At 70.8% G+C, this 12,599-nt stretch carries 17 protein-coding genes; 10 read left to right on the plus strand and 7 right to left on the minus strand.

What is annotated here, in order from left to right; genetic code table 11:
• The first annotated feature begins 2 nt into the window (after positions 1 to 2).
• Positions 3 to 422 (plus strand): zinc ribbon domain-containing protein, encoded by a 420-nt coding sequence (locus QSK32_RS45635; protein ID WP_353051017.1) that lies wholly within the window; start codon positions 3 to 5, stop codon positions 420 to 422.
• 32 nt (positions 423 to 454) lie between these two features.
• On the plus strand, positions 455 to 1,198 hold the full coding sequence (locus tag QSK32_RS41405; RefSeq protein ID WP_285475055.1) for an aminotransferase class IV: 744 nt from the start codon (positions 455 to 457) through the stop codon (positions 1,196 to 1,198).
• A 55-nt stretch (positions 1,199 to 1,253) separates the two neighbouring features.
• Here QSK32_RS41405 and QSK32_RS41410 read toward each other — a convergent pair whose 3' ends face one another.
• Together QSK32_RS41410 and mtfM are read right to left on the minus strand one after the other, a co-directional pair.
• Positions 1,254 to 1,856, minus strand: coding sequence for a heme-binding beta-barrel domain-containing protein (locus tag QSK32_RS41410; RefSeq protein WP_045747834.1), 603 nt, complete (start codon positions 1,854 to 1,856; stop codon positions 1,254 to 1,256).
• Positions 1,853 to 1,957, minus strand: coding sequence for a small membrane protein MtfM (gene mtfM, locus QSK32_RS41415; RefSeq protein WP_045747835.1), 105 nt, complete (start codon positions 1,955 to 1,957; stop codon positions 1,853 to 1,855). The genes QSK32_RS41410 and mtfM overlap by 4 nt, the downstream gene beginning before the upstream one ends.
• Positions 1,958 to 1,971: 14 nt before the next feature.
• Here mtfM and QSK32_RS41420 point away from each other — a divergent pair, with 14 nt between their 5' ends.
• Complete coding sequence (locus QSK32_RS41420; protein WP_045747836.1) at positions 1,972 to 2,346, plus strand: DsrE family protein; 375 nt, start codon at positions 1,972 to 1,974, stop codon at positions 2,344 to 2,346.
• Between the two features lie 60 nt (positions 2,347 to 2,406).
• Here the strand turns inward: QSK32_RS41420 and QSK32_RS41425 are convergent, their stop codons facing one another.
• The gene (locus tag QSK32_RS41425; RefSeq protein ID WP_285475056.1) at positions 2,407 to 3,243 is read right to left on the minus strand and encodes a hypothetical protein; all 837 of its coding nucleotides are present in this window, start codon (positions 3,241 to 3,243) and stop codon (positions 2,407 to 2,409) included.
• A 98-nt stretch (positions 3,244 to 3,341) separates the two neighbouring features.
• On the opposite strand from QSK32_RS41425, the gene QSK32_RS41430 reads away from it, so the two are divergent.
• Positions 3,342 to 3,713, plus strand: coding sequence for a type II toxin-antitoxin system RelE/ParE family toxin (locus QSK32_RS41430; protein WP_285475057.1), 372 nt, complete (start codon positions 3,342 to 3,344; stop codon positions 3,711 to 3,713).
• Positions 3,710 to 4,042 (plus strand): helix-turn-helix domain-containing protein, encoded by a 333-nt coding sequence (locus QSK32_RS41435; protein WP_045747837.1) that lies wholly within the window; start codon positions 3,710 to 3,712, stop codon positions 4,040 to 4,042. The genes QSK32_RS41430 and QSK32_RS41435 overlap by 4 nt, the downstream gene beginning before the upstream one ends.
• 11 nt (positions 4,043 to 4,053) lie before the next feature.
• Here QSK32_RS41435 and QSK32_RS41440 read toward each other — a convergent pair whose 3' ends face one another.
• Both QSK32_RS41440 and QSK32_RS41445 read right to left on the minus strand, forming a co-directional pair.
• Complete coding sequence (locus QSK32_RS41440; RefSeq protein ID WP_285475058.1) at positions 4,054 to 4,464, minus strand: NUDIX hydrolase; 411 nt, start codon at positions 4,462 to 4,464, stop codon at positions 4,054 to 4,056.
• A 5-nt stretch (positions 4,465 to 4,469) separates the two neighbouring features.
• Positions 4,470 to 6,464 (minus strand): ATP-dependent DNA helicase, encoded by a 1,995-nt coding sequence (locus QSK32_RS41445; protein ID WP_045747839.1) that lies wholly within the window; start codon positions 6,462 to 6,464, stop codon positions 4,470 to 4,472.
• A gap of 55 nt (positions 6,465 to 6,519) precedes the next feature.
• On the opposite strand from QSK32_RS41445, the gene QSK32_RS41450 reads away from it, so the two are divergent.
• Entirely contained in the window at positions 6,520 to 7,029 is a 510-nt protein-coding gene (locus QSK32_RS41450) for a DUF402 domain-containing protein (RefSeq protein WP_045747840.1), read from the plus strand.
• Here QSK32_RS41450 and sigJ read toward each other — a convergent pair.
• Positions 7,009 to 7,899, minus strand: a complete 891-nt coding sequence (gene sigJ / locus QSK32_RS41455) for an RNA polymerase sigma factor SigJ (protein WP_045747841.1) — start codon at positions 7,897 to 7,899, stop codon at positions 7,009 to 7,011. The two genes, QSK32_RS41450 and sigJ, sit on opposite strands and share 21 nt — an antisense overlap.
• A 91-nt stretch (positions 7,900 to 7,990) precedes the next feature.
• Between sigJ and QSK32_RS41460 the strand changes: the two genes are divergently transcribed.
• The 3 genes from QSK32_RS41460 (at position 7,991) to QSK32_RS41470 (ending at position 10,667) form a co-directional block, all read left to right on the plus strand.
• The gene (locus QSK32_RS41460) at positions 7,991 to 8,944 is read left to right on the plus strand and encodes a PI-PLC domain-containing protein (protein ID WP_045747842.1); all 954 of its coding nucleotides are present in this window, start codon (positions 7,991 to 7,993) and stop codon (positions 8,942 to 8,944) included.
• 85 nt (positions 8,945 to 9,029) lie between these two features.
• A complete protein-coding gene (locus QSK32_RS41465; RefSeq protein WP_045747843.1) occupies positions 9,030 to 9,656 on the plus strand; it encodes a DUF47 domain-containing protein in 627 nt (208 codons plus the stop codon).
• Between the two features lie 3 nt (positions 9,657 to 9,659).
• On the plus strand, positions 9,660 to 10,667 hold the full coding sequence (locus QSK32_RS41470; RefSeq protein ID WP_045747844.1) for an inorganic phosphate transporter: 1,008 nt from the start codon (positions 9,660 to 9,662) through the stop codon (positions 10,665 to 10,667).
• Here the strand turns inward: QSK32_RS41470 and QSK32_RS41475 are convergent.
• Positions 10,637 to 11,422, minus strand: coding sequence for an NUDIX hydrolase (locus QSK32_RS41475; protein WP_169792569.1), 786 nt, complete (start codon positions 11,420 to 11,422; stop codon positions 10,637 to 10,639). The two genes, QSK32_RS41470 and QSK32_RS41475, sit on opposite strands and share 31 nt — an antisense overlap.
• A gap of 39 nt (positions 11,423 to 11,461) precedes the next feature.
• Here QSK32_RS41475 and QSK32_RS41480 point away from each other — a divergent pair, with 39 nt between their 5' ends.
• Positions 11,462 to 12,439: a Gfo/Idh/MocA family protein gene (locus tag QSK32_RS41480; protein ID WP_285475059.1), complete on the plus strand. Its 978-nt coding sequence runs from the start codon at positions 11,462 to 11,464 to the stop codon at positions 12,437 to 12,439.
• Positions 12,440 to 12,599: the final 160 nt, after the last annotated feature.

The following is a 12,599-nucleotide window of genomic DNA, read 5'->3' on the forward strand; positions in this document are numbered from 1 at the left end:
TCCTGCAGGACAAGGCCGCCCTCGCCGGGATCCGGGTCCATCTGGTCGACGAACGCGGCACCTCGTCCACCTGCCCGCACTGCCGCACACGCATCACCAAACCGAAGGGCAGGGTCATGACCTGCCCTCACTGCACGTTCACCGGGCACCGCGACCTCGCTGCGGCGTCCACCATCGCCACCCGTATCCCGGGAGGCGCGACCACCACCCCACCGAGAATCACCTCAGGTGGGTTGGTCATGCACCGTCGGGCCGGACGGCACCTCCCCGGTGTCGCAACGGCACGGCGTGACCCCCGACGCCCACCAGCGCCGACAGGGTCGAATGGCCGGCGGAGGCCCGCCCCACCCCTACGGGAGGGGAGTCGCTCGCACACACCCGTGCGCGAGGATCCACAACGCACACCGACACCCACCCGGTGAACGCTCGTGGACACCGCACTAGTTTCCGACTCGTGAACGACCGCATCCCGGTTCCGCCGGCGGACCTGCTCGGCGACGGTGTCTTCGAGACCCTGCACCTGCGTCCGTCCGGCCCGTGGCTGCTCGACGCCCACCTGGATCGGCTGGACCGATCGGCCGCGCTCCTCGACATGCCGCCCCCGCCGGACGTCCGGGACCGGGCGCTCGCTGCGGCACGAGATACCGGGGCGATGCGCATCGTCTACACCCGGAGCCTGATTCTGCACATCGACGTCTCGCCGGTGCCGGAGCAGGTCCTGCGGGAACGCCGCGACGGCGTGCGGGTGCTCAGCGCCGACACGGGCGTGTCAGCCCTCCGGCGGCCGCCGTGGTCGGTCACCGCGGCCAAGTCACTCTCCTACGCGAGCAGCTTCGCGGCGCGGCGCTGGGCGAGGCGGCACGGGGCCGAGGACGTGGTCTGGCTCTCCTCCGAGGGGTACGCGCTGGAAGCGCCCACGTCATCGATCGTCTGGCTGGTGGGAGACACGCTGTGCACGGTCCCGCCGGAGCAGGCCGGGATCCTGGCCGGCATCACCGCGGCACACCTGCTGTCGCTGGCGCCGTCGCTGGGCCTGACCGCCGCGGAGACCATGGTCACGCTGCCGGAACTGGCCGCGGCCGACGCGATCTGGCTGGCCTCGTCGCTGCGGGGCCTGGCCGAGGTGACCAGCCTGGACGGGGTCCCGCGGCAACGTTCCGCCTGGACCCCGCGGTTGCTGGACGCGCTCGGTTTCTGAGAACCGCCGGCGCTCTCGCTTCCGAGGAATCGCCGGCGGAACCATTTCTTGTGCTTTATCCGCCGATGCGGGGGAGGCGCGCCGACATGTGCGGCCTCAGGCCGCTGTTGCCGACCGCGATCTCCTGCGCGTAGAGCAGGGCGCCGTCGACGATGCCGAAGAGCCGCTGGCCACCGGTCACCGGCAGGCCGGACGGCGTGTAGGCCACCGCGTCCGCCTCCATCTCCAGCCGGGTGGCGCTGACGGTCTTGCCCAGGTAGATCTCGGCCACCCCGTCCGGGCGGATCATCGTGGCCTCCATCTCGTCACCGGGACGACCGTCGACCAGCACCGGACGCCAGAAACCGGACTCGGTCAGCGCCATCCCGGTCGGCTTCGACTCGTCGTCGAGCAGCCAGGCACGCGACTCGTAGCGCAGGAACGGCCGGCCGTCGTGGCTGATCCGGATCTCCTGGGCGAAGTTGTAGTCCTCCTCCGCCGGGAAACCACCCTGACCACGGCCCCGCCACAGGCCCACGAACGGCAGCAGGCCGAGCAGCTCCGGATTCAGATCCGGGCCGACCCGCAGGTCGTGCGTGTCCTCGTAGGGGTACCCGTCGACCGCCGGCGCATTGAGCCACGGCGGGGGTCCCAGTGGGTTGTCCTGCTCGCCGGTCACCAACGCCCCCTTGAAATACGCATCGCCAGATATCCGAAGCCGCCCGCCATGCCGCCCAGAGCGGCCACCAGCAGGCTCACGAACCCGATTTCCGTAACCATGACGCGCCCATCCTATGCTGACCGGTATGGCACGCTTGCTGGTCGTCAAGACCACCGCCGGAGCCGATGCGCCAGAACGCTGCTCGCAGGCGTTCACCGTGGCGAGCACGGCTGCCGCGTCCGGGGTCGAGGTGTCGCTCTGGCTCACCGGGGAGTCGGCGTGGTTCGCCCTGCCCGGACGGGCCGCCGAGTTCACCCTGGAGCACGCGGCACCGTTGCCGGACCTGCTCGAGGTGCTGCTGGAGGCGGGCCGGATCACGCTGTGCACGCAGTGCGCGGCCCGGCGCGGCATCGGCCCCGACGACGTGATCCCGGGCATCCGGATCGCCGGCGCCGCCGTCTTCGTCGAAGAGATCATGTCCGAAAACGCCCAGGCACTCGTCTACTGACACACCCGTCTCGATCTTGGTGCACTGACCGGCGCACCCAGGGTCAACGGGGTCACGGCGCTATGCGGGGCGGCAGTTCGTGGTGACGTTCAGCAGGAGGCGGCCACCCTCGGCGGCGACCACCACCGCGTCACCGCCCGCCCGGTAGGCCCACCCGTCCGCGCCGGACCACAACAGTTCGGTGCCGCCCGGCACCCCGCGCGGCGTGATCTCCGCATCGGCCGGTCCCACGTCCACCGTGAAGGTCACCGTGGTCCCGCCGTCCGGGCAGCTCACCGCCCGCGTCCCGGTCACCGGCGTCCCCACCGCGTCCAGCCCCTGCAGCGCCGTGGTGAGCGCGGCCGGCTCGGCCCCACCGACCGGGTCACCGATCTCGGGAACCCCGGACGACGGCCGGCACCCGGTGTAGACCCGCAGGCTCAGCTCCTGGTCGGTCGACTGCCCGGTCGCCTCGATCCCGACGAACTCCCCGGCGTCGGCGGCGAACAGCAGTTTCGTCCCGCCCCGGGTGGCCACGGTCACCGCCTGGTAGTCCTCCGGCAGCCGTTGGGCGACCGTCTCCAGGGCCGTGCGAGCGTCGCCCTCCGCCACATAGAGCACCACGTCCCGGGTCAGCTCCTGCCCACCACGGACCGGGGTGATCGCGCAGTCCTCGACCCGGGTCGCACCCAGCCGGATCGCCCAACGCTCGTCCTGCGCCGCCGCGGCCAGCGCCCCGAACGCCGTCCGCAACTCGGGCACGGCTTTCGCGACGTCCCGCTGCTCGGCCACGGTGGGCGGATCGTTGCGCACCGACCAGACGATGCCGCCGGCCAGCAGCACCGCCCACCCCGCGGCCACGGCGGGCAGCACCCAGCGCCGCCGCTCCCGCGTCCCTCCAGCACCAGGCCCCGTCACGGCAGCCATGGTGGCACGCCCCGCCGACAACGCAAGCCCCACCTCGCCCACCGAGGCCACCCGTCCAAAGATCATAAGTTTTACTTATAATCAGAGCCATGTGGGAGGTCGTACTTCATCTGGAGGTGGAGGCATGGTTTCCACGGGTTTGCGAGACGGATCCGGTCAGCGCCGATCAGATCGCCGAAGCGATAGAAGTTCTCGTCGCACGAGGTCCCGCCCTCGGGCGCCCTCTTGTCGATCGGCTGAAGGGCAGCGCATATCACAATATGAAGGGACTACGGACCGCCTCGACCGGGCAGTCGGAGCTGCGGCTGATCTTTGCTTTCGACCCGGCTCGTCAGGCGATCTTCCTAGTGGCAGGAGACAAGTCCGGGCAGTGGCAAGAATGGTACGAGGCCGCGATTCCGCTGGCTGACGCACGATTCACCGAACACCCGAAGAGGCTCGGCAAGGAGGGTGAGCGATGACCGATGCCGTGAACTGGCGTGATGTCAAAGCGAAGGCGCGTGCGGCGGATCCGGACTGGGATGCGCCCGACCGGATGGAGCGGCGCCGTCACATGCGCGAGCAGATGCTCGCCTCCGTCAGCGGCGCACGCCTGGCCGAAATCCGCAAAGACCTGGGTATGACGCAGAGCCGGCTCGGTGAGGCGACCGGCCTCACCCAGGCCCGGATCAGCCAGATCGAGAACGGCGAGGCGGTCAGTCTCGACGTTCTGCGGGTGTACGTCGCAGGGCTGGGCGGCCAAGTCGACGTCGTGGCCAGGATCGGCGACATCCGGCTCGACGTGGCCTGACCTCCGGGCTGTCAGAACAGCGCCGCGTATTCCGGGGAGTTCAGGAAACGGGTGATGACCTCGACGCTGCCCGGAGTGAAGGGCCGTTCGAGGACCTCGGACGGCGGGATGAAGAGCATCGCGGCGCCCTCGCCGAGCACCACGTCGTCCTGCGTGGCCGACGTGCCGCCGTAGAAGTAGTGCTTGAGGCGGTCCTGCTCGGGCAGCTCCTGCTTGGCGAACAGGCGCAGCGGCCCGTCGGCCCGTAGCGACGTCTCCTCCCACAGCTCGCGGGCCGCGCCCTCCTCCGGCGTCTCCTCGCCCTCGATCGCGCCGCCGGGCAGGCCCCAGACGTTCGGGTAGTACGGCGCGTGTTCGTCGCGGAGTTGCAGCAGCAACGCGCCGGAACGGTCGACGAGCAGGGTGCAGGCGATCCACATCATGGCTGTCAGCCTTTCGCGAGCCGGTTGAGCGCGCCGATCGCCACCTCGGTCTTGGTGGTGTACCAGAACGGGGGCAGGGACCGGCGCAGGAACGTGCCGTAGCTGCGGGCGGTCTCCAGGCGCGAGTCCAGGATGGCGACCACGCCCTTGTCGCCCGTGGAGCGGATCAGCCGGCCCACGCCCTGTGCCAGCCGGACGGCGGCGATCGGGACGCTCACCGACGAGAAGCCGGAACCGGGCCGGGAGGCGTCGGCGGCGGCCGAGCGGGCGGCAGCCAGCGGCTCGTCGGGGCGGGGGAACGGCAGCCGGTCGATCACCACGAGCTGGCAGGAGTCACCGGGCACATCCACGCCCTGCCAGAGTGACATCACCCCGAACAGGCAGCTCTCCTTCTGCTCCCGGAATTTGCGGACCAGGATCGGCAGGGTCTCGTCGCCCTGCAGCAGGATCGGCAGGTCGGTGCGGGCGCGCAGAAGCTCGGCGGCCTGGCTGGCGGCCTTGCGGGAGGAGAACAGCCCGAGGGTCCGCCCGCCGAGCGCCTGGACCAGCTTGAGGAGTTCCTCGCCCGCGGCCTCGGGCAGGCCCGACATGGCCGGGCGCGGCAGGTGCGCCGCCACGTAGAGGATGCCCTGTTTCGGATAGTCGAACGGGGAGCCGACATCGAGGGAGGTCCAACCGTCACCCTCGCTGTCGGTGGTCCCGGCGGGCAGGCCGAGGGAGCGGGCGACGGTGTCGAAGCGCCCGCCGAGGGTCAGCGTGGCGGAGGTGACCACCACGGTCCGGTCGGCGTAGAGGCTCTGGGCGAGCGTGCCGGCCACCGAGAGCGGCGCCACGACCAGGGCGCGACGACCGCTGCCCATGTCGGATTTCTCCACCCAGGCGACGTCGGACGCGTCCTCCTCGAGGAGGCGCTGCGCGGTGGTGGAGATGTCGTCGAGGACCGCTTTGGCCTGCTGTTTGGTGACCGGGTCGGGGTCGTCGGACTTGACCTCGCCGATGCCGGTGAGCCCCGCCCGGGTGGCCGACTCGATCTGGGAGACGGCCAGGCGCAGCGATTCGGGCAGGCCGTCGGTGAGCCGCCCGGCGGGGATGTCGGCGAGTCCGACGGTGAGCGCGTCGGCTGCGGCGGCGAGGGCCTCGGCGGTGGCCGGGGAGATGAGGGTGCGGGACCGGCGGCCGGCCCGTTCGACCGCCTCGGCGGTGAGCTCGGCCTGCGCCGCCGAGGAGACCCGGTCGGCCAGTTCGTGGGCCTCGTCGACGACGAGCAGTTTGTGCGGCGGGACGATCTGGTGCTCGGCGATCATGTCGACGGCGAGCAGGCTGTGGTTGGTGACGACGATGTCGGCTTCGCGGGCGCGGACCCGGGACGCCTCGGCGAAGCACTCCGCGCCGTACGGACAGCGGGCGGCACCGACGCAGTCGCGGGCCGGCATGGAGACCTGTTTCCAGGCCGTGTCGTCGACGCCGGGGTCGAGCTCGTCACGGTCGCCGGTCTCGGTCTTCTCCGCCCAGGCGCGGACCCGCTGGATCTGCTTGCCGAGTTTGCCGGCCTCGCCGAGCCACTGGCCGGCCCGGGGCGCGGGCGCGTCGTCGAACAGCGTGTCGGTCGGGGTCTCCTCGTCGGCGTGTTCGAGTTTCGCCACGCAGAGGTAGTGGTGGCGGCCTTTGAGGACGGCGAACGACGGCCGCCGGCCGAGGACCGGCTGGACCGCCTCGACCAGGCGGGGCAGGTCGTGCTCGACGAGCTGGTTCTGCAGGGCGAGGGTGGCGGTGGAGACCACCACCGGACCGTCGACGAGCAGCGCGGGCGTGAGGTATCCCAGGCTCTTGCCGGTGCCCGTGCCGGCCTGGACGAGCAGGTGTTCCTTGCTCTTGACTGCCTTGTCGATGGCTTCGACCATCGCCTTCTGGCCAGGGCGGGAAGCCCCTCCCGGGACGGCTCCGACCGCGGCGGCGAGGATCTGCTCGGCGGTCGGCTTCTTCTTGGAGGCTGCGGGCACGCAGGAACCGTACCCGCCACCACCGACAGAACCGGACCACCGTTAGGGTGCACCCATGCCGAGCGAGATGGTCCGGGTCATCTTTACGAAGTACGACGGTTCGGCCCATCGTGACTACCCGGCTCGACGACTGGCCGAGGACGACCTCGGCGTCTGGGTGGGTGTGACTCGCGGGACGGCGTCGGTCTACCACGGACGGCCCTCGGTGGAGCAGATTCCGTTCGTGCTGCTCATCCCCCATTCGGCGTGGTGGACCGGGATGTTCAACCCGCCGCCGCGGACCAGTGAGGTCTACTGCGACATCACCACTCCGGCGCGCTGGGAGGGTGACACTGTTCACCTGATCGACCTCGATCTGGACGCGGTCCGCCGCCGTGAGAGCGGCCTGGTGGAGTTGCGCGACGAGGACGAGTTCGACGAGCACCGCGCCTCGTTCGGTTACCCCGAGGACGTGGTGGGACACGCCCGGGCGGCCGCCGAGCAGCTGCTGGTCTGGCTGGGCGACGGCACCGAGCCGTTCGCCACGCACTACCGCAAGCACCTGCTACAGGTCACCGAGGACTAGTTTCTCCGGGTTCTGCTGGTTGAACACCCCGGTGATCCGCCCCTCGTCGACCGCGACGGTGATCACCGCGAGCAGCCGGGCGCCGTCGGTCCGGGTGCCGCGCACCAGCAGCGCCGCCGCCCCGTTGACCAGCACCGGCGTCACCTCCATGTCGGTGATCCCGGCCAGCTTGCGGGTGAGCAGGCCGACGTAGAAGCGGGCCACCTTGTCGGCGCCGTACACCGGCTGGAGTGCGGAGCGGACCACACCGCCGCCGTCGCTGACGGCCACCACGTCGGGGGCGAGGACCGCCGCGAGGGTACGCATGTCGCCGCTGCTCGCCGCGGTGAGGAACGCCTCCAGGACCTTGCGCTGCTCGGCCAGTCCCGCGGTGTGCCGGACGCCACCGGCGGCGACCGCCTTGCGGGCGCGGGAGGCGTGCTGGCGTGCGGTGGCGACGGTGGTGTCCAGGACCGCGGCGACCTCCTCGAACGGGACGGCGAACGCGTCGTGCAGGACCAGGGCCACCCGTTGTTCCGGGCTGAGTTTCTCGAGCACCACGAGCAGGGCCACGCTGACCTGGTCGGCGAGTTCGGCGTGGTCGGCCGGGTCGGCGTCCGGCGCGACCAGGTAGGCCGGCAACCACTGGCCGGGGTACGCGGTGCGGCGTACCCGTGCGGAGTTGAGCTGGTCCAGGCAGATGCGGGCGGTGACCGTGGTGAGCCAGCCGCGGACGTCGCGGATCTCGTCGTGGTGGGCGGCGTACCGCAGCCAGGCCTCCTGCACCGCGTCCTCGGCCTCGGACCGGTTGCCGAGCATGCGGTAGGCGACGGCGATCAGGTAGGACCGCTGCGCCTCGAACTCACCGGTGACCACCGAAGAAGACGGCATGGCACGAATTCTGCGCGACATTACGCGATCGGAGCTAGCGACTATGCCACAGTATTAACCTCTCATTTCGTACGAATCGGATGGTGTTGTCGTGCAGGACATCGCGACTGTCGCCGGCGGCCTCGTCGGTCTGGCCGGGGCGGGCGGCGCGATCTCGGTCGCGGTCCTCCGCCGCGCCCGGCCCTACCTGCCCACCGGCCACGCGCTCACCGGGACCTCGGCATACCCCCTGCCCACGGCCCTCAAGCTGGGCTTCGCCGGGATGACCGCGCAGGTACGGCCGGGCCCGCACGGCGAGCTCTACCTCGGCTCGGGCGCACCACAGCCGGGACGCACCCTGCGCCGGCTCGTGCTGGCGCCGCTCTTCGCCCGCGCGCACGCCGGCGGTGGACGGCTCTGGCGCAACCAGCAGGCGCCGTTCCGGCTGGTCATCGAGTTCGGCGGGGACAACCGGGACACCGAGGCGCTGCTCCGGGCGTACCGGATGCTCGACCGGCAGCTGCAGGACCACGCCGCGCTGCTCAGCAAATGCCGCGGCGACGAGCTGGTCCCGGGGGTGGTGACCGTGACGGTCACCGGCGTCGTCGACGTCCGTGAGCTGCTCGCCGCCCAACCCGAGCGGTACGCCTTCGCCGACGGCACCTTCGACGACCTGGGTTCGCACTCCGCCCCGCCCAGCCTGGTCCCGATGATCAGCGAGCCGTGGAACCGCCGGTTCGGCTGGGACGGTCAGGAGGCGATCACCGCCGAGGAGCGTCACCAGCTGCACGCGCTGATCCGGGCCGCGCACGAGGACGGCCGTACCGTGCGGATCTGCGGGCTGCCCGAGGGATCGTCGCGGCGGGCCCGTGCGGCGGTCTGGTCCGAGCTCGGGGCCGCCGGGGTCGATGTGATCGCGGACACCGACCTGACCGGCCTGGCCCGGCACCTGCGACGACACCCGGTGAGCCCGCCTCCCCGCTCCCACCTGCCCACCAGGGCGGTACGGCGGTCGGCGCCCCGCCCGACGGCACCACGGACAGTCACCCACCACGAGCCGGTTTGAGACCATGGCGGACGGGTGACCCTCCGTGGACCAGTAGCATGCCCTCCGGAGATCCAACAAAAGCCCGTCGATCGAGGTCGCAGCCGTGAAGTTCTCTTTCCGTCCCGTCGAGGGCGCTTTCTTCGATCTCTTCACCAGAGCCGCGCTCAACCTGGTGAAGGGCACCGAACTGCTCAACGAGCTGGCGCTGCCGGGCGTGGACGTCGCGTCGGTCGCGGACCGGCTCGGCGATGTCGAGCACGACAGCGACTCGATCACCCACGAGCTCTACAAGAAGATCAACTCCACCTTCATCACGCCGTTCGACCGGGAGGACATCTACTCGCTGGGCTCCCAGCTCGACGACGTGATGGACCACCTGGAGGCGGCCGGCAACCTGCTCTACCTGTACGGGCTGACCGCCCTCCCGTCGCTGCCCCGCGAGATGCACGAGCTGGTGACCGTCCTCGACCAGCAGGCGAAACTGACCGCGGAGGCGATGCCCCGGCTGCGGTCGATGAAGGGTCTCGAGGAGTACTGGATCGAGATCAACCGTCTGGAGAACGACGGCGACCGCGCCTACCGGATGCTGCTGGTGCGCCTCTTCTCCGGCGAGTACGACGCTCTGACCGTCCTCAAGATGAAAGAGGTCGTCGACGAGCTGGAGGCGGCCTGTGACGCGTTCGAGCACGTGGCGAACACCATCGAGACCATCGCGGTCAAGGAGTCCTAGGCCTTGACTCCCGAACTGATCGCCGTCCTGGCGGTGATCGCCGCCGCGATGGTCTTCGACTACACCAACGGCTTCCACGACGCGGCGAACGCCATCGCCACCAGTGTCAGCACCCGCGCCCTCACCCCACGGATCGCGCTGGGGATGGCCGCGATCGGCAACTTCATCGGCGCGCACCTGGGCACCGAGGTCGCGAAGACCGTCGGCGACGGTCTCGTCACCCTGCCGCTCGGCGTGCCGAGCCTGGGCATCGTCTTCGCCGGCGTGCTCGGCGCCATCGCCTGGAACCTGATCACCTGGTACTTCGGACTGCCCTCCAGCTCCTCGCACGCCCTGTTCGGCGGGCTGGTCGGCGCCACGCTCTTCGCCACCGCCGGCGAGGTCCAGTGGGGCAACATCGTCGCGAAGGTCCTGGTCCCGATGGTGGTGTCGCCCGTGGTCGGCCTGATCCTCGGGTTCTTCATGATGATCGCGATCATGTGGATCTTCCGGCGTGGTCACCCGGCGAAACTGAACCGCGGCTTCCGCATCGCCCAGATGGTCTCCGCCGCCGGCATGGCGATCGGCCACGGCATGCAGGACGCCGCCAAGACCATGGGCATCGTGGTGCTGGCCCTCTACACCGGCGGCTTCCAGAGCTCGTCGTCGCACATCCCGGAGTGGGTGTACTGGGCGTCCGCGACCATGCTGGCGGCGGGCACCTACGCCGGCGGCTGGCGGATCATCCGCACCCTGGGCCGGAAGATCATCGACCTCGGGCCCGCGGAGGGCTTCGCCGCCGAGACGGTGGCCAGCTCGGTGCTCTACTTCAACGCCCTGGTGCTGCACGCGCCGATCTCGACCACGCACACCATCACCTCGGCGATCATGGGCGTGGGCGCGACGAAACGGCTCAGCGCGGTCCGCTGGAACGTGGCGAGCAACATCATCATCGCCTGGGTGACGACGTTCCCCGCCGCCGCGGTCATCTCCTGCCTGGTCTACTTCGCGGTCCGCCCGCTGTTCGGCTGATCCGGCACCCGCAGCAGCCACCGGCCGTCCGGCGCGGCCTCCACCCGCGGGTTCAGCGGCGTCGCCGCGTCCCGCTCCAAGGAGGCGGCCACCACGGCGTCGACGCTCCCCGCCCCGGCCAGCTGGTGCAGCGTGTGCCGGGTCGGCGGCAGCATCGGCAGGTCACCGTGCCGGTCCGGGTCGATCCACGCGGTCCGGTCCGCCTCACCGGAGACGTCCCGCGCCTGCTGCCCGTCCGGCAGCAGCGCCGCGAAGAACCAGGTGTCGTACCGCCGCGGCTCGAACTCGGGCGTCACCCAGCGGGCCCACGGCAGCAGCAGATCGTCGCGCAGCCGCAGGCCACGGCGCTCCAGCAGCTCGGTCATGGTCAGCTCCCGGCGCAGCACCGCCAGCCGGTCCGCCTCCCAGTCCGGCGCGTCCACCCCGATCACTCCGGGGCCGGCCAGCAACACCCCGGCCTCCTCGAACAGCTCCCGCGCCGCGGCACCCACCACCGCGCGGGCCTGCTCGTCCGGCACACCCAGCCGCGCCGCCCAGTCCGCCCGCACCGTCGCCGGCCGGTCCGACGGGTCCACCGCGCCACCGGGGAACGCGTAAAGCCCTCCGAAGACCATGGTTTTCGCCCGGCGCAGCACGTACACCTGAAACGCCGGACCGGAAGGTCGCAGAAGGACCACGGTCGCCGCCGGACGGGCCGGCACCGGCGGCCCGGTGAACTCTCGTGCCCGCTGTGCCATCGCCTCGGGCAGCACCATCGGATCCATCCCGCCACTTTTGCATATACCGTGCTGATCATGACGGAACAGAACGTGCGCTGGGGCATCCTCGGCCCCGGCGGGATCGCCAACGCCTTCGCCGCCGACCTCAAGCTCGTGCCGGGCGCCGAACTCGCCGCCGTGGGCTCACGTTCCGCGGCCACCGCGGAGACCTTCGCCGCGCGCCACGGGTTCGCGCGGGCGCACGGCTCCTACGCCGAGCTGGCCGCCGACGACGACGTGGACGTCGTCTACGTCGCGACGCCGCACGCCTTCCACCTCGAGGGTGCGCTGCTCTGCATCGAAGCCGGCAAGGCCGTGCTGGTGGAGAAGCCGCTCACCCTGGACCTGCCGACGTCCGCGCATCTCGTCCAGGCCGCCCGCAGCGCCGGTGTCTTCCTGATGGAGGCCATGTGGATGCGCTGCAACCCGGCCATCCGCAAGATCGCCGAGTTGGTCGCGGACGGTGTCATCGGCGACGTGGCCTCGGTGCACGCCGACTTCGGCCTGCACGGGCCGTTCGAGCCCTCGCACCGCCTGCGTGACCCGAAGCTCGGCGGTGGCGCCCTGCTGGACCTGGGCGTGTACCCGCTGCACCTGGCCCATCTGGTCCTGGGCACGCCGGCCTCCGTGCACGGCTGGGCCAAGCTGACGCCGGAGAACGTCGACGAGACCAGCGGCATCCTGCTCGGTTACGAGTCCGGCGCGGTGGCCGCCCTCACCTGCAGCATCAACGGCGAGAGCCCGAACGGCGCCTCGATCTCCGGCACTCTCGGCCGCATCGAGATCCCGCCGGGCTTCATGGTGCCGCGGTCGTTCACGCTGCACCGCCCGGGTCAGGACGTGGAGACCTTCGAATTCCCGTTCGAGGGCACCGGCTACCAGTTCGAGGCCGCCGAGGTGCAGCGCTGCCTGGCGCGGGGCGAGCTGGAGAGCCCGCTGGTCTCGCACACCACGACGCTCGAGGTCATGACGCTCCTCGACACGCTGCGGGAGCAGATGGGCGTCGTCTACTGACGTCCGGTCGCGGCCGTCGCTGATCACCCTCTCTCGGGGGTACGCGTCAACGGCCACCCCGGTCCGGCACGAAGACACGGAATGATCGCCAGGTCGATCCGCCCACGAGAAAGGGGAGTCGCGTCCGCGACTCCCCTTTCTCGAAGCGGTGCAGAACGGG

Source organism: Actinoplanes sp. NBRC 101535 (genome assembly GCF_030269225.1).
Classification (GTDB): Bacteria; Actinomycetota; Actinomycetes; order Mycobacteriales; family Micromonosporaceae; genus Actinoplanes; species Actinoplanes rectilineatus.